This window comes from Pontibacter arcticus (assembly GCF_003284895.1).
GTDB classification, from domain to species: domain Bacteria; phylum Bacteroidota; class Bacteroidia; order Cytophagales; family Hymenobacteraceae; genus Pontibacter; species Pontibacter arcticus.
In genome coordinates, this window is record NZ_QMDV01000003.1 from 59,940 (window position 1) to 76,833 (window position 16,894).

Annotated in this window: 15 protein-coding genes; 10 read left to right on the forward strand and 5 right to left on the reverse strand. The window is 45.9% G+C overall.

What is annotated here, in order from left to right:
• Positions 1-33 precede the first annotated feature (33 nt).
• From cysS to DP923_RS09790, 8 genes are all read left to right on the forward strand, one after another.
• On the forward strand, positions 34-1,524 hold the full coding sequence (gene cysS / locus DP923_RS09755; protein ID WP_239020995.1) for a cysteine--tRNA ligase: 1,491 nt from the start codon (positions 34-36) through the stop codon (positions 1,522-1,524).
• On the forward strand, positions 1,514-2,524 hold the full coding sequence (locus tag DP923_RS09760) for a M28 family peptidase (RefSeq protein WP_112305685.1): 1,011 nt from the start codon (positions 1,514-1,516) through the stop codon (positions 2,522-2,524). The genes cysS and DP923_RS09760 overlap by 11 nt, the downstream gene beginning before the upstream one ends.
• Before the next feature lie 291 nt (positions 2,525-2,815).
• A complete protein-coding gene (locus DP923_RS09765; protein ID WP_112305686.1) occupies positions 2,816-4,117 on the forward strand; it encodes an amidohydrolase family protein in 1,302 nt (433 codons plus the stop codon).
• Positions 4,118-4,225: 108 nt separating this feature from the next.
• Positions 4,226-5,440 (forward strand): amidohydrolase family protein, encoded by a 1,215-nt coding sequence (locus DP923_RS09770; RefSeq protein WP_112305687.1) that lies wholly within the window; start codon positions 4,226-4,228, stop codon positions 5,438-5,440.
• Between the two features lie 396 nt (positions 5,441-5,836).
• Complete coding sequence (locus DP923_RS09775; protein WP_112305688.1) at positions 5,837-6,895, forward strand: class I fructose-bisphosphate aldolase; 1,059 nt, start codon at positions 5,837-5,839, stop codon at positions 6,893-6,895.
• Positions 6,896-7,054: 159 nt separating this feature from the next.
• A complete protein-coding gene (accD, locus tag DP923_RS09780) occupies positions 7,055-7,948 on the forward strand; it encodes an acetyl-CoA carboxylase, carboxyltransferase subunit beta (RefSeq protein WP_112306223.1) in 894 nt (297 codons plus the stop codon).
• A gap of 240 nt (positions 7,949-8,188) precedes the next feature.
• Positions 8,189-8,932: an OmpA family protein gene (locus DP923_RS09785; protein ID WP_239020996.1), complete on the forward strand. Its 744-nt coding sequence runs from the start codon at positions 8,189-8,191 to the stop codon at positions 8,930-8,932.
• Between the two features lie 294 nt (positions 8,933-9,226).
• Positions 9,227-9,934 carry an OmpA family protein gene (locus DP923_RS09790; RefSeq protein ID WP_112305689.1) on the forward strand — a complete coding sequence of 236 codons (708 nt, stop codon included), beginning with the start codon at positions 9,227-9,229 and terminating at the stop codon, positions 9,932-9,934.
• 142 nt (positions 9,935-10,076) lie between these two features.
• On the opposite strand, the gene DP923_RS09795 is transcribed toward DP923_RS09790, so the two are convergent.
• Positions 10,077-10,715 carry a DUF2238 domain-containing protein gene (locus tag DP923_RS09795; protein WP_112305690.1) on the reverse strand — a complete coding sequence of 213 codons (639 nt, stop codon included), beginning with the start codon at positions 10,713-10,715 and terminating at the stop codon, positions 10,077-10,079.
• Positions 10,716-10,846: 131 nt separating this feature from the next.
• Positions 10,847-11,539, reverse strand: a complete 693-nt coding sequence (locus tag DP923_RS09800; RefSeq protein WP_112305691.1) for an MBL fold metallo-hydrolase — start codon at positions 11,537-11,539, stop codon at positions 10,847-10,849.
• 205 nt (positions 11,540-11,744) lie between these two features.
• Here DP923_RS09800 and DP923_RS09805 point away from each other — a divergent pair, with 205 nt between their 5' ends.
• On the forward strand, positions 11,745-12,458 hold the full coding sequence (locus DP923_RS09805; protein WP_112305692.1) for an endonuclease III domain-containing protein: 714 nt from the start codon (positions 11,745-11,747) through the stop codon (positions 12,456-12,458).
• A gap of 63 nt (positions 12,459-12,521) precedes the next feature.
• Here DP923_RS09805 and DP923_RS09810 read toward each other — a convergent pair whose 3' ends face one another.
• Positions 12,522-13,277, reverse strand: a complete 756-nt coding sequence (locus tag DP923_RS09810; RefSeq protein ID WP_112305693.1) for a hypothetical protein — start codon at positions 13,275-13,277, stop codon at positions 12,522-12,524.
• A gap of 127 nt (positions 13,278-13,404) precedes the next feature.
• Positions 13,405-14,307 (reverse strand): S66 peptidase family protein, encoded by a 903-nt coding sequence (locus tag DP923_RS09815; protein ID WP_112305694.1) that lies wholly within the window; start codon positions 14,305-14,307, stop codon positions 13,405-13,407.
• Between the two features lie 143 nt (positions 14,308-14,450).
• Between DP923_RS09815 and DP923_RS09820 the strand changes: the two genes are divergently transcribed.
• Positions 14,451-15,977 carry an AbgT family transporter gene (locus DP923_RS09820; protein ID WP_112306225.1) on the forward strand — a complete coding sequence of 509 codons (1,527 nt, stop codon included), beginning with the start codon at positions 14,451-14,453 and terminating at the stop codon, positions 15,975-15,977.
• A 76-nt stretch (positions 15,978-16,053) separates the two neighbouring features.
• Here the strand turns inward: DP923_RS09820 and DP923_RS09825 are convergent, their stop codons facing one another.
• Positions 16,054-16,659 (reverse strand): porin family protein, encoded by a 606-nt coding sequence (locus DP923_RS09825; RefSeq protein WP_112305695.1) that lies wholly within the window; start codon positions 16,657-16,659, stop codon positions 16,054-16,056.
• Positions 16,660-16,894: the final 235 nt, after the last annotated feature.

The window sequence follows — 16,894 nt, forward strand, 5'->3', positions numbered from 1 at the left end:
TACTAATTTTTGGTAGCATCTTTACCAGATATCATGCAACAGAAACTGAACCTATATAATACCCTAACGCGCAAAAAAGAAGAATTTCAGCCGCTGCACCCGCCTTTTGTGGGCATGTATCTGTGCGGCCCTACGGTGTACGGCGAGCCCCACCTGGGCCATGCGCGCAGTGCTGTTACCTTTGATGTGCTGTATCGCTACCTTAAATTCATTGGTTACAAAGTACGGTATGTGCGCAACATCACAGACGTAGGTCACCTGGTAAATGATGCCGACGAAGGAGAAGACAAAATTCAGAAACTGGCTAAGCTGGAAAATCTGGAGCCGATGGAAGTGGCCCAGAACTATACCAATATTTATCACCGCGATATTTCCAGGTTAAACAATTTGCCTCCCGATATCGAGCCACGCGCCTCCGGGCATATCATCGAGCAGATCGAGATGATACAGGAGATTCTGGAAAACGGCTTTGCTTACGAGGTAAACGGCTCGGTATACTTTGATGTAGAAAAGTATAACAAAGCGTACAAGTATGGCAAGCTTTCAGGCAGGGTAATAGAAGACCTGATCGGCAACACCCGCACGTTGGACGGGCAGGACGAGAAACGAGCTTCAGTTGATTTTGCGCTCTGGAAAAAAGCGTCGCCTACCCATATCATGCGCTGGGCTTCGCCTTGGAGCGATGGTTTTCCTGGATGGCATTTAGAGTGCTCGGCCATGAGCCGCAAATATTTAGGTAAGACTTTTGATATACACGGCGGCGGTCTGGATCTGATGTTCCCGCACCACGAATGCGAAATAGCGCAAAGCCAGGCAAGCCACAACCACACCGATGCAGCCAGGTACTGGATCCATAACAACATGATCACGGTGGGCGGCCAGAAAATGGGGAAATCGTTGGGTAACTTTATTAACCTGAGCGAGCTTTTTAACGGCAACCACGACATGCTGGAGCAGGCGTACACGCCCATGACGATTCGCTTTTTTATACTTCAGGCGCATTACCGCAGTACCTTAGATTTTAGCAACGATGCCTTGCAGGCAGCCCGCAAAGGTTACAGCAAACTGATGAACGGCCTGCGCATACTTGCTAAAATGGACGGGCAGGCCGGCACCGGCGAGCCAGATCAAAAGCTGAACGAAGAACTGAAGAAGCTGGTTGAGGATTGCTTTAAAGGCCTGAACGACGACCTGAACACAGCTAAAACGATAGCTTCTTTGTTCAACCTGCTCAAAAAAATAAACAGTTTATACCTGGGCCAACTGACTATCGCATCGATTACAACGGAGGTTTATACTTTGTTAACCGAGACTTACCGCACGCTTGTGCTGGATGTGCTGGGCCTGCAACAGGAATCGACTGCCGATGTGGAAGAGATGCTGCATTTGGTGCTTGGTTTTTACAAGGAAGCCAAAGACACCAAAGCGTACGACAAAGTAGACGAAATAAGAGCGGAGCTTAAAAAACAAGGCATCGTTATCAAAGACTTAAAAACCGGAATCGACTGGGCTTATGAAGAATAAATTATCGATAGGAGCGATGCTGCTGGCTGGCTCGCTTGCTTTTTTTAGCTGCGATACCACCGATAAAGCCAGCAGCGAACAAACCCAGGCAGCAGAAACCGATACGCCTGTCGTAACCGCACCAGCTTTCACTGCTGATTCGGCTTATGCGTTTGTAGAAAAGCAGGTTGCCTTCGGGCCGCGCATCCCCAACACACCAGAGCACCAGAAAGCTGGCGATTGGATCATCAGTAAGTTAAAAGCTTACGGAGCCGATGTAAAAGTGCAGAATTTCGAGATGCGCGCCTATGATGGTACCTTACTGAAGCTGCGCAACATTATCGCTTCATTTAACCCGGAGGCAAGCAGACGTATACTTTTAGCTGCCCACTGGGATACAAGGCCCTGGTCCGACAGAGATGAGAACGAACCATTAAAGCAATTTGATGGCGCAAACGATGGCGGAAGTGGCGTGGGAGTGTTACTGGAAATTGCCCGTACCATGCAGGCTGCCGAGCAGAAACCCGGCGTAGGTGTGGATATGATCTTTTTCGATGGCGAAGATTATGGCCAGCCGGACAACAGCGGTTTCCAGAAGCAGGATACGTGGTGCTTAGGTTCTCAGTATTGGAGCAAAAACCCGCACATTCCTAATTATAAAGCGCAGTATGGCATTTTGCTGGATATGGTCGGGGCTGAAAATGCCAAGTTTGCTAGGGAAGGAACCTCGATGCAATTTGCCCAGAACATTGTAGAGAAAGTATGGAAAGCCGGTAACTCGATCGGGTATTCGGATTACTTTAAGTACGTAAATGCACCTGCGATTATAGATGATCACACGTACGTGAACAACTGGGCCAATATCCCGATGATCGATATCATAGAGTATAATATGGGCGCAACGAATGGAGATTATTTCGGGCCATACCACCACCGCCAAACCGATAACATGAGCATCATCAGCCGAAACACCTTAAAAGCTGTTGGCCAGACGGTACTGCATGTGTTGTACAACGAATAAAATTTAAGTGAGACGATAAAGTATACAGGGGATGCCTACTAGGTGTCCCCTTTTTTGTGGTTATACTTCACTGAATCAGATTTCCTACCGTGCCTTTTATACAGTTGTGGTAAGTATAAACAACTATATAAACTGGATGTGGCTGTTATAACTAAACTAAACTTAACAATTAGTAAACTAAACTTAACTACAAAGAGACAGTAGCAGCCGGAAAGCTTTTTAAATACAGGTTAAAATGTTTAAGTTAAGGGTGATAAAACTAATGTGATCCATACTTTACACGAACATCTAATGAAAAATAATAAACGATTGCTTGCAACGCTGGGCCTGGCTGGCTTTCTGGTTGCAGGCAATGCCTTTGCGCAGGAGCAGCCGCATGTGTTTAAAGGGGCCCGCATTATTCCGATCGCAGGCAAGCCCATAGAAAATGGGGTGCTGGTGGTGCAGCATGGTAAAATAACAGCCATCGGAACTGCAGGGCAGGTAAAAGTGCCGAAAGGGGCTACTGAATTTGACCTGACTGGTAAAGTGTTGCTGCCTGGTCTGGTAGATACGCACTCTCATTTGGGCGAAGGGGCCGGTGCCGATGCATCTGCACCGCTACAACCTGATGTACGCATTATTGATGGCATAAATCCGATAAGTGATTCTTTTAAACGGGCACTTGCCGGAGGCATCACCACCGTGAACGTAATGCCTGGGTCTGGGCACCTGATGAGCGGGCAAACAGTATACCTGAAAATGCGCGAAGGCAATACAATTGGCGAGCTTACTTTCTGCGAAGACCCTACAAGCGGCATTTGTGGCGGTATGAAAATGGCCAACGGAACCAACCCCATGAGACCTGCTCCATTCCCGGGAACCCGGGCAAAGTCGGCTGCTATGGCGCGGCAGTTATTTCTGGATGCACAACAGTACCAGGGGAAAATAAAAGCAGCGAAAGGCAAAGCAGATAAAATGCCGGAATACAAAGCTAACCTGGCTCCGATGGTAGAAATACTGGAAGGCAAACGAATTGTACATTTCCATACACATCGTTACGATGATGTCCTGACAGCGCTGCGCCTGCAAAAAGAGTTCGGTTTTAAAATGGTGCTCCACCACGTGAGCGAAGCCTGGAAAGCGGCTGATGAAATTGCAAAAGCAGGTATTCCGGCCTCAATTATCACACTTGATTCACCGGGTGGTAAAACAGAAGCTGTAGAAATCCGCAATGCTAATGGCGCTGTGCTGGAGAAAGCCGGCGTGCTGACAGCGTTCCATACGGATGACGGTATAACTGATTCGCGTTTGTTTATACGTAGTGCCGCTTTGGGTGTACGTGCCGGCATGAGCCGCGATAAAGCATTGGAAGCGTTAACGATAGCCGGTGCAAAAATGCTGGAGTTAGATAAACGCGTGGGTTCGCTGGAAAAAGGAAAAGATGCCGACTTTATAGTGCTGAATGGTGAGCCATTCAGTGTGTACACCAAAGTAGAACAAACCTGGGTAGAAGGCAAAAAACGCTTTGATATCAGCAACCCCGAAGATAAGAAGTTTGCTACCGGCGGGTATAACACCTACCAGACGGATGTACATTATCACACCCACTAAATTTAGACAAAGGAATTTTTGACAAAAGACATAAGGCAATTTAAGAACTATACTTTCTCTCCTTTGTCAAACAATCTTTCGTCGAGTGATCAATCAAGGAAACTCAACATGAAAAAATACATACAACTAAGTGCTGCCATACTTGCCGGCGTTGGGATACTTTGCGCGCAGCAGGCAGAGGCACAGGTAGCCGTAAAAGGCGAAACGGTCTATACCATGGCCGGAACTCCGATCAAAAATGGCGTAGTGCTTATAAAGGATGGCAAAATTGAAGCGGTAGGAGCCAACCTGCAGGTGCCGCAAAACTATAAACTATACACTGCTAAAGTAGTAACGCCCGGTTTTGTAGATGCCCATACTTCTGTTGGCCTGGCTGGCATTTATAACGTGCCTGCCGATCAGCAGCAATTAGAGAAAACAACTCCCATACAACCTGAGCTGCGGGCCATTGATGCCTATAACCCAAACGAAGAACTAATTGGCTGGGTACGTAAACATGGCATTACAACTATAAATACAGGGCATGCGCCCGGAGCAATTGCAAGCGGACAGTTAATGGCTCTGAAAACATCTGCTGGCGGCTTTAGTACATTGCTCGATACGACAACGATGGTAGCGTTTACACTAGGCTCGTCGGTAGGAGAGAACTACAACTCACCAAAAACACCCGCCAAAGGTGTAGCCATGTTACGGGCAGAGTTACAGGCAGCACAGGTTTACGCCAAAAAAATGGGCAATGGCGATGCAACCAAACGCCCGGACCGCAACCTGAAACTGGAAGCCCTAGCCGGAGTAGTAAGCGGAAAGTATAAAGCACTGATCACAGCCAATAAAGCACAGGATATTATGGGTGCGCTGCGTTTAGCAAAAGAGTTTAACCTGAATATGGTGTTGGATGGTGCAGCTGAAGCTTATTTACTGGTAAATGAAATAAAAGCGGCCGGCATACCAGTTGTCGTTCACCCAACGATGTCGCGGGCATACGGCGAAACCAAAAATATCTCTTTCGAGACGGCAGCTACACTTTCTAAAGCAGGCATACCCGTGGCGATACAAAGCGGGTTTGAAGCTTATGTGCCGCGAGCGCGTGTTATACTGTTCGAAGCGGGCGTAGCTGTAGCAAATGGCATGCAGCCAGAGCAGGCGCTGGCTGCTATCACAACAACCCCGGCCAAAATAATAGGGCAGGATAAGCGCGTAGGGTCACTGGAAAAAGGCAAAGATGCCGATATCGTGCTATTTGATGGAGATCCTTTTGAATATACCTCTCATGTATGCACTGTAATTGTGGATGGTAAAGTAGTGAGCGAAGAGTGTATGTAACCCATTATAATAACTGATGCTGCTCATAAAAATGCCTGTTCGATTTTACGTGCAGGCATTTTTATGGGTGATTTCTTAAGCTGAACAGAAACAACAAAGTATAGATTTATACTTTAAGTAGCAGTTATACTTTAGCTAAGTATAAACTCCCAGTAAGTATAGTTAGGCTACAAAGCATAGATCCAGCTGAGCAGATATTTTTAAAAAAATCAAGTATAAACGTAACATTTCCGGTGTGTATGAAGTATGCGGTTGCGATAGCAAACCCGATGAAGCTTTAATGCTGTTGCCGGAGCTACCGCTTTATTAAAGAATGGCGAAAGATTAGGGAGAATACATTTTCATTCTATCTTTGCACCACTAAATCAAAAGTATACCTCACATATATCAAAACAAATGACGTACGATAACATCGTTTCTTTACTTGGTTCTGAAGCGGACAGCCTGCTGCAGCATGAAAGCAAAACTATCGCAAAAGAACTGATCCACGCGCCAGGCCCGGATTTCGTAGACAGAATCTTTGCTCAGTCTAACAGAAGCCCACAGGTACTGCGCAGCTTGCAGCAACTTTTCAACACAGGTCGTTTAGGCAACACTGGTTTCCTTTCCATCCTGCCGGTTGATCAGGGCATTGAGCACACAGCGGGTGCGTCATTTGCGCCAAACCCTATTTATTTCGACCCAGAGAACATCATTAAACTGGCTATCGAAGGTGGTTGCAACGCTGTTGCGACAACATTTGGTAACCTGGCGATGATGTCCAGAAAATACGCACACAAAATTCCGTTCATCGTTAAGATCAACCACAACGAGTTGATGACATACCCGAACAAGTTCGACCAGATCATGTTCGGTTCTGTAGACGAGGCCTGGAACTTAGGTGCAACTGCCGTTGGTGCCACTATTTATTTCGGTTCAGAAGAATCTTCCCGCCAGATTGTTGAGGTAGCAGAAGCATTCGAGAGAGCACACCAGTTAGGTATGGCTACCATCCTTTGGTGCTATGCGCGTAACAATGCCTTCAAAAAAGACGGTGTTGATTACCATGTGGCCGCCGACCTTACTGCACAGGCAAACCACCTGGGCGTAACAATTCAGGCAGACATCATCAAGCAGAAATTACCGGAGAACAACGGTGGTTTCACGGCTGTAAACTTTGCAAAGTCTCATAAGGCGATGTACGAGATGCTTTCTTCTGATAACCCAATCGACTTAACGCGTTACCAGGTGGCTAACTGCTACATGGGCCGTGCCGGTCTTATCAACTCTGGTGGCGAGTCTAAAGGCGAGTCTGATTTAGCGGATGCAGTTCGTACAGCTGTTATCAACAAGCGTGCAGGCGGTATGGGCTTAATATCTGGCCGTAAGGCTTTCCAGAAAGACATGAAAGTTGGTGTTGAGCTATTAAACGCCATTCAGGACGTTTATCTGTCAAACGAAATTACATTGGCATAAGCATCAGTAGCAGAACTGCTGATAATTAACTATTTTTGTGGCCTGCCTTTTTTCGGCGCCTCTCCGGAGGTGGGAAAAGGCAGGCCATTGCCGTTAATTTGCTGTTGCACAACGTATAGCTATAACCCATAAGTGCGGAACGCACCCTGTTAAAGTATGATGCCTTGGTTTAAAAGAGTAGAAAAAGGAATTAGCACACCCACCGAAGAAAAGAAGGAAACACCTGACGGGCTGTGGTATAAGTGCCCAACTTGCAAAGCCGTAACAAGTATGGCCGAGCACCGGAAAAACATGAACACGTGCGTAAAATGTAATTATCATGACCGGATCGGGTCGAAAGAATATTTCGCGATCCTGTTCGATGACAACGCATTTACAGAGCTCGATGCGAACATGACATCCGGCGACCCGCTGAACTTTGTGGATACCAAACCATACCCTAACCGTGTGGTGGCTACCGAAAAAGCGACCGGCCTGAAAGATGCCGTACGCACCGGCTATGGTAACCTGAACGGCCTCCCGATTACGATTGCCTGCATGGACTTTGCTTACATTGGCGGCTCAATGGGCTCGGTAGTAGGCGAGAAAATTGCCCGTGCCATAGACCATGCCCGCAAAACACGCACGCCGTTCCTGATGATCTCAAAATCTGGTGGGGCGCGTATGATGGAAGCAGGTTTCTCATTGATGCAGATGGCGAAAACTTCGGCTAAACTGGCGCTGCTTTCAGAAGAAAAACTGCCTTATATATCGCTTTTAACCGATCCTACCACAGGTGGCGTGACAGCTTCATTTGCCATGCTCGGCGATTTTAACATTGCAGAGCCAGGCGCACTGATCGGTTTTGCGGGCCCGCGCGTTATCAAAGAAACCATCGGTAAAGATCTGCCAAAAGGGTTCCAGAGTGCAGAGTTTGTACTGGAGCACGGTTTCCTTGATTTTATAGTGGATAGAAAAGAACTCAAAAACAGGTTATCTGATCTGTTAAGTATGCTCGAGTCAAAAGATGCAGTTGCTGACTCTAAAACAGCAAGAGCGGCAAAACTGTCTTAAGTTAAAAGTATACGATCCTATAGCAAAAGCCCGTTGTACCATGCAACGGGCTTTTGCTATTATAGGTGTCAGGTTTATACTTGGTTGATGTTCTGTTATGATGAATTTATAGCCTGAATATCTGAATCGGGTAATATACGGCGCAACCACAGTAATTTTGGCACTAGTATTGTAAAGCTGCAGGTAGGCGCCCTGGAAGGCGGCTACTAAAAAAAATCATTATTGCTTATTCGTACAAACATGAAAATTTTAAACTTATCACTTACCTCGCTTTTGGCTGCTACTATGCTGTTCTCTTCTTGCCAGGCCACCCGCCCGGCTGCAGGAACTACAGCTGGCACCTCAACAGAAACAACAGAAAACGGCACCGATAAGCCAGGCATGAAAAAGACAACCAAAGGCGGCCTGATAGGTGCTGGAGGTGGCGCCGTAATTGGCGGTATAATCGGGAACAGGTTAGGCAACACAGCGGCTGGTGCTATTGTGGGTGCTGCCGTTGGTGGCGCAACCGGAGCCGTAATTGGCCGTCGCATGGACAAGCAAGCCGAAGAACTGGAGAAAAGTATGGAAAACGCGAAAGTAGAGCGTGTAGGCGAAGCCATCCGTGTTAATTTCGATTCAGGAATTTTGTTTGCTGTGAACTCTGCGGAGTTAAGTGCTGCCGCCAAAAAAGATATCCAGAAGCTGGCCGAAACCTTAAAAAGCTATGATGGCACGAACGTAATCATTGAAGGCCACACCGATAACACCGGTGGCTATGAGCTGAACCAACGTTTATCTGAGCGCCGTGCCGATGCGGTTGCAGCATATGCGCGCACCCTGGGTGTGGAAGGCAGCCGCCTTCAATCAAAAGGCTATAGCTACGACCAGCCAATCGCAGATAATACAACTGCATCTGGTCGCCAGCAAAACCGCCGTGTAGAGATCATCATCGTAGCAAACGAAGAGTTGAAGAATGCTGCAGAAAGCGGCCAGGTAAAATAAAAACATACTTTATAAATGCCTGTAGCTGTATAGTGGCAGGCATTTATAAAGTATAAACTAAGTGCTGTTAATAACTTTATAAGTTGTTCTGATTACCAGGCTAAAGTTTTTTTAGAGGCAAGTATAAAATATAGTAGATATAAGTTGTTAAGGCTCAGGATACAGCTAAAATTATGTACTTCTGCTGGGTGCAACTGTATAGAGAACCGAAAATTAATCGAAACATTTTAGCGTTAGAAGAGTAATATGCTCTGAATCTGACATGAATTAGTTGGAGATTTAAAATTAGAAATTATGAAAAACCTAAGAAATTATTTATCAGTTTTTGCCTTGATCGGCATTCTTTCTACATCTTGTACTACAGGCCAGCAAACTGGCACATCAGATACACAAAACAGAGGCATGAGTAAAACAGCAAAAGGCGGCATTATTGGTGCTGGCTCCGGAGCTGTAGTGGGTGGCGTAGTTGGCCGCATTGCAGGTAACACTGCTGCAGGCGCTATTATTGGTGCTGCCGTTGGTGGTACAACAGGTGCTGTAATTGGCCGCCGTATGGATAAGCAAGCCGAAGAGCTGCGTCGCGACCTTGAAAATGCAAAAGTTGAACGTGTAGGGGAAGGTATCAAGATCACATTCGATTCCGGTATCCTGTTCCAGACAAACTCAGCAGCGTTGCAATCCGGTGCTAAAACCGAAATTTCTAAGTTGGCTGAAACACTTCAGAAATACCCTGATACCAACGTACTGATCGAAGGCCACACAGACAACACTGGCGGCAGAGATCTGAACCAGCGTTTATCTGAAAGCCGTGCGCAATCTGTTGCTGATTATGCCGCTTCTGTTGGCGTAGATCGTAGCCGTATGACGACAAAAGGATATGCGTTCGATCAGCCAATTGCTGACAACTCTACTGTTGAAGGCCGTACGCAAAACCGTCGTGTAGAGATCGCGATCTTTGCAAACGAGAAAATGAAGAAAGCTGCCGAAAAAGGCCAGTTATAAGAAGATTCTGATTTTTTGATTTTTTTTCCAGCCGTTCCTGCAAAGGGCGGCTGGTTTTTTTATGCCTATACTTTACTGTCCTGATTTGAATAGCTGCAAAGTACAAACGAAGTATAAATACGATTTCAGGAAAGTATAAAGCTTACCTGACTTTGTTACGGCGAAGCAGAAAGGTTATAAGCAGGGCAGTTATACTTCCGGCTACGGCCAGCGCTACATCTTTCTGGGCATCCCAGATATCGCCCTGCATCCCTAGGAAATCCATGCCGGCCTGCCCGCCTTTGTACACCCAATCGGCCACCATCCATTCGGCCAGTTCATACACCGCACTTAAAGATAAAGTAAGCTCTACGGGCAAAATATAAGTCCATAGGTTGGGCAGCTTAAAACCGGCGGCCAGCACTTCGTGTATGGGGTACGTTAACAGCAGGCCAAAGCCCAAATGCACCAGCCGGTCGTAGGGGTTGCGGTTTAAGTTATAGGTTTGTTGCAGCCATTCGCCGAGCGGGTTACTGGCATATTGGTGCTGGCTGCCATACATGTGCAACATCAGGAAAAGCAGAATCAACGTATAGCTGGCATCCGAAAACCGGAAAATATTATAAAAAGCAATCAGGAAAATGAATAGCGAAACAGTAAGTACATTTTCGGTTGCCCAGTTACCGGGGTCAGGTGTGGTGAGGCCGGTAAAAACCAGGAAGGCCGTAAAAAACAAGCAATAAGCAATGTGCAGCGGTTGTTGTAGAAAAGGCACTTTGGCAGCTTGTTTCAGGGAGATCATATAGGTTATTCGGGTTAGTATGGGATAGTAACCAGCAGCATGTATACTTGTTCAACTTTTACTATCCCGGCTTTTGCACTTACGCAAATGCTGCATCCAAGGTATCTGGAGTGTAAAGTAGCTTCTGAGCCTTACGCCATAAAATCCTGTTGGTAAAATACCAGCCTGATCGGGTTGTCGTCGGGGCTTTTGGTAGGGTCGCAGTGGTAACCAAACATATCCACGCCGTTCATGTAGGGCAGCAGTTTTTTGTAATACGTATGGCCCGTATTGTCTGCTTCAAAAGTGATGTCGTGGAAAACGCAGGTTCTTTTGGGCGGCATCCGTTCCAGTTTGTTGAAAAGGATTTCAGGCTTCGCCAGATCGCCGGAGTACACCAGGCGGCTCTCTTCGGAATCAAAAATGTAAGAAAAAGTCTGGTAGCCTTCCGAATGGTAGGCATACGTATCCACGGCTGTAATCCCTTCAAACTGATCGAGCGGCACAAACTCTGCATACTTATCCGGGTCTTTTAGTTGTATCTCCAAGAAAGTATAAAGCTGCTGCTTAAACTGTTCGTTCGGGTATAAAATAAGCGGCCGTTTGGCGCCATCCAGTATACTTTTGTGGAGTAGTAAGTTGGCCAGGCTGCCGCTATGGTCGTTGTGCAGGTGCGTGAGCAGGATATGATCTACTTTGTGAAGCAGGTTTTTCTGGACAAGGGCAGGGTAAACCGTAAAGCCACAATCAAGAAGCAGGTTCAGACTCCTGAACTCCAATATGGCTGCAGAATTAAGGTAATCTGTATCGAAGGCGCCACCCGTACCTAAAAATTTTATTTGCATTATCTTCTGTGTTAGTCCTTTACCTGTCCAAAAAAAGTAACAAGAACATATAGCGCTATAAAATGCAAAAAGTTGTACTTTAAAGTATAAACTAGTGCATTTTTATTTAAATTCAGCAGGAAACAAGAGCTTTGCAGCATGGGCCGAGGGGATAAACTCATTTAAAACGCGTGCGTAAAGTATAAATCCAATTTATGATTTACCCATGGATGCACACGAACTATCCGGCCGCGAAAAAGCATTGCTGACGCACGAAACCCTGAACCAGACCTATAAGCGGCTTACACTAGATAACAGCCGGCGCACGCCCATGCACGAGCTGATCAGTACCATGCTGTCGCACCGCACCACGCATGCCGACGAAGTAATGGCCTATAATACCATGCTGGAACGGTTCGGAGATTGGGAAGGCGTGATGCAGGCCGATACCGCTGAAATGGCAGATGCGATCAAAACAACCCGCTACCCCGACCAGAAAGTGCCGCAGATACAGGAAACGCTCCGCATCATAAAAGAAGAAAGAGGCGAGATCGAAATCGAGTTTCTCAGAGATATTCCAGTTGCGGATGCTATGGCCTGGCTGACAAAACTACCGGGCGTTGGCCCAAAAACCGCTACACTATTACTGCTCTTTAACTTTAAAAAACCGGTGCTGCCCGTAGATACGCATGTGTTCCGGGTGAGTCAGCGGGTTGGTATAATCGGGGCAAAAGTAACAGCCAACAAAGCCCACGACCTGTTGCTGCAAATGCTCCCACCAGACCCCGAAGAATTATTTAATTTCCATAAGCATTTGTTCTGGCATGGGCAGCGCATCTGCACATGGTATACGCCTAAATGCGAGGAGTGTGTACTCAACAGTTTCTGTAATTATTACCAGGATGTACGCGCAAAGGGGATTGATAAAAAGGCGGCGTAGGGTGCGGGTAGTAGTATAACGGTCTCGTATAAACAACGTGCTAGGCCGTTGGCCGTGGCATGTTTATACAATGTTAGCTGTTGTTTTTTCTTCCTCCTCTAGTTGTTTTAATCTAGTATTAATTAATTCCCGCATATCCACCATTGATTTATGGACTTTTTTATATTGTGTTAGACTTTCTTTTCGATGCTTATTAGTTAACTTATCAAGGTCAATAAGTAGTTTTTCTTTCAACTGTCGCTGTGTATCAGGAGAATCTTTTGCAAATTCATTTTCTGATTCAAATATTGAGTATACCCAGTAAACTTCTGTTAAAGCTCTATCCGTAATACCTTCAAGGTCTAATATTCCAACATTTAGATTCATTTTAGTGTTGAGAAATTCTTGGTCGTGTATAAAAAGCTCTAAATGAGCTTCAGCCAAATCACATTCATATTGTCTTTTACCGAACTCTATTGAAACATTATTTAAATCTTTATAATTATCTAATTTGTAAGTGGTAAAAGTAAATCTGACAATTGAAAATAACCAAGCTGAAATCTTTCTATTAAAATCTAAAATAGCTTCTCTTTCAGCATTTTTAAGATTTATTTTATGTTGATTATAAAATGATAACTGAGCTTTTAAAAATTCATTTTGTTGCAATAAATCAGATTTTATATTTTCTACAATTTCAGTAATTTCTCCGATATCTTCTTTCGTAGCTTGATTTGCGCCTTTAGTTTCAAAATATTTAGGCCAATAACTCCTTAGTGAGTAAAATATAAATAAGGACACTAAAATTGTTATTAGATTAATAAATATTTCTTGGAATGTCATTTTTTATATTTTAAATAACAGCTGACTATAGTATAAACGTAATCTATTTCGTTTATACCTCCAAGTGCGGCGGCTATACGTAATCGTACTAACGAGTATACTATATAGTTCCTGTATAATATAAAGATTACGAATTATATACATACTTCAATCTCGCCCCTGACTCACTTACCTCCAACGCTACTTCTCTTCCGCACACCAAAGCCAGATTAAGCGGCTCGTGGCCCACCGGAAAACCAAACGATACAGGGAAGTTATACTTGCCCACATGCTCCTGTATGATCTCGTAAGCCGTTTTACCGAACGGAATCGCGTTATCTTTCATGTCACTCATATCGCCTACAAGCATACCCGCCAGGTTTTTCAGTTTGCCACTTCGGTCTAAATGCACCAGCATACGGTCGATGTGGTAGAGGTATTCGTCCAGGTCTTCTAGGAAAAGTATTTTGCCACTTGTATCGATATCGGATCTGGTGCCGGTAAGTGTGTGCAGCATGGAAAGATTACCACCTACCAACTGGCCCTGCGCAGTGCCGAAGCGGTTAAATTCATGCGGATCAGAAGTATAAACCAGGCTTTCTCCAAACAATACCTGGCGCAGCGTTTCCACGGAATCTATAGTTCCTTCGCGGCCAAATAATACCGGCATAATGGCGTGTATGGTTTCCAGGCCGAGGTTGTGAATATGGCTGTGGATGGTGGTTACATCGCTGAACCCGACCACCCATTTCGGCTGCTTCGTAAACTGCGTAAAATCTACCTGATCAATGATACGGGTAGTGCCGTAACCGCCGCGTGCGCAAACAATCGCTTTTATACTTGCATCATCCAACATCCCCTGGAAATCGCGTAAACGGAGCACATCGTCGCCGGCAAACTGGTTATAAGCGGCATCAATGGTCTGGCCCAGCACTACCTCTAAGCCCCAGCTTTGGAAGGTGCTGATAGCAGGAGCGAGCTCTGCCGCAGTAATTTTTCGGGCAGTAGAAATTATGGCAATGCGGTCGCCGGGGTTCAGGTAAGGAATCATAAAAAGTATAAAGTATAAGCAACTGCCAAGTTAGGGAATTCCGGTAAAATTTGCAGGTATGGCCTTTTTTAAGGATATTCAGCCACCAAACTAAATCCAACCTTGCCCGGGCAGCTTGCTCCGGTAAACCATTAACCACCTTTATGACCGAGCTTCAGAAGAAAAGATCCGGCATCGACAGGTTTCTGTCTGTGATAGAACGTATCGGAAATGCCCTGCCTCACCCTGCCACTTTGTTTGCTGGCTTTGCTTTGCTTATCATTATTTTATCGTGGGTTGCCAGCCTTTTTGATATGGCGGTAGTGCACCCCGGCACCGGCGAAACCGTAACGCCTTTTAACTTACTTTCCACGGAAGGCTTGCACATGATCCTGACCCGCATGGTAACCAACTTTACTGGTTTTGCGCCACTGGGTACGGTATTAGTGTCATTACTTGGTATTGGTATTGCTGAAGGCACAGGCCTGATTGGGGCCGTTTTACGCATGGTAGTACTGGCTTCGCCAAAGCGTTTGCTGACGTTTGTGATCGTATTTGCAGGTGTGATCTCGAATACGGCTTCTGAAGTTGGCTATGTGCTGTTGGTGCCCTTGGCGGCAATTATATTTCTGGCCGCTGGCCGCCATCCGCTGGCTGGCTTGGCTGCTGCATTTGCCGGTGTATCGGGTGGGTATAGCGCCAACCTTTTACTCGGAACTGTAGACCCTTTGCTGGCTGGTCTTTCTACGGAAGCTGCCAAAATTATCGACCCGAATTATGTAGTAAACCCTGCTGCTAACTATTACTTTATGTTTGCCTCTACGTTTCTGGTGGCTGGCTTAGGTACCTGGGTAACCGAAAGAATTGTGATACCCAGGCTGGGCGAATACACCGGAGATGAAAAACCTCAAAGTATAGACCGCCTGAATGCAGACGAGAAACGCGGTATACTTTACGCTTCTATTGCCATACTGCTCCTGATGGCGTTTATACTGGGCGGGCTGCTACCGGAAAACGGTTATTTAAGAGATCCGGAAACGGGTGGTGTGCTTAATTCGCCATTCATGTCAGGTATTGTGGCCTTTATCTTCGTTTTAGCAGGTGTGGCGGGTATTGCCTACGGCATCGGTGCTAAAACCATCAGAAGCGACAGCGATGTGATGCGCGGCATGGCCAAATCCATGGAAACGCTGGGCTCTTACATTGTACTGGTGTTTTTTGCCGCACAATTTGTAGCTTACTTTAACTGGACCAACCTAGGGCTTATATTGGCCATTAACGGTGCCGATGTGCTTAAAACAATGGGCCTGAGCGATATTCCGCTAATGATCATGTTCATTTTAGTGGCCGCCACTATTAACCTGGTAATGGGTTCGGCTTCGGCCAAGTGGGCCATTATGGCGCCTGTTTTTATTCCGATGTTTATGCTGCTGGGCTATACGCCGGAATTTACGCAAACAGCTTACCGCATCGGCGATAGCGTTACCAACATTATATCGCCTATGATGTCTTACTTTGCCTTGATTGTAGCCTTTATTCAGCGCTATGATAAAAATGCAGGTATCGGAACGGTTATCTCCACGATGCTGCCCTACACGGTGGTTTTCTTTATCGGCTGGACGATCATGTTCATCATCTGGATATTACTGAAACTGCCGGTTGGCCCGGGCGCAGAAATGTACATGCCTTAACAGATCAACTAAAGTATAAAAATAAAAAAGCTCTTTAACATATGTGTTAAAGAGCTTTTTTTGTGGCCGATAAAGTTTACTTCACCAGTTTAAAGCCTAAGCTAAGTATAAATTGTTCGGTTTTATACTTGCCGCTGCTTTGCTGCACGGTGTTGGTAAAGTCGCGGCCAATGTTTTCGTAGCGCAGGTCTAAGGTTAATGCTGCCAGATCAACGCCTACGCCAGCCTGCCAGCCCCAGTCAGTCCGGTTCATGTACTCGTCAATTTCTACGTCCTGCTGCTTGGCATCAAATACCACAGATGCAACCGGCCCGGCCTGCACGCGCAGCACTTTCAGGAAATTATAACCCAGCATGATCGGCACATCCAAACGGTTAAAATCAAACTCGGAAGTTTGTACGCCACCCGTTGCCGCATCGGTAAATTCGATTTTCCCACCCGATGAAACGACCATTGCTTCGGGCTGCAGGAAAACGCCGGCTACCTGAAACCTGGTAAAAATACCGGCATGGTAGCCTGCAATGTTTTCGGGGTTATCGTATTCTTCAGGCGAATTTTGCAGGTCTTTTACCGTTACTTTGCTGGCGCTGATGCCCGCTTTTAAACCAGCCTGAAACGTTTGCGCCATCGACGTGCTGTATGCAGCAAGCACAACGGCTATTAACAGGAATATTTTTTTCATAGGGGAAATTTTTTAAAGTATGGAAGTTTATCTTAATGTATAACAGGTAATTATATTCTCTGATTCTAAAACAAGTAAAGCAGCCTGGGCTCTGCCTGCGTTACGGAAGTATAAACTGAATACGTATTTTTGGGGAATGGTGTCTACGGCTCCGGCACAAGTATGAAGTTAGATGAAAAAGTATAATCATCTGCTATTTAATAATTAGCCTGTTCTTTGTCTTATCCATCACGCT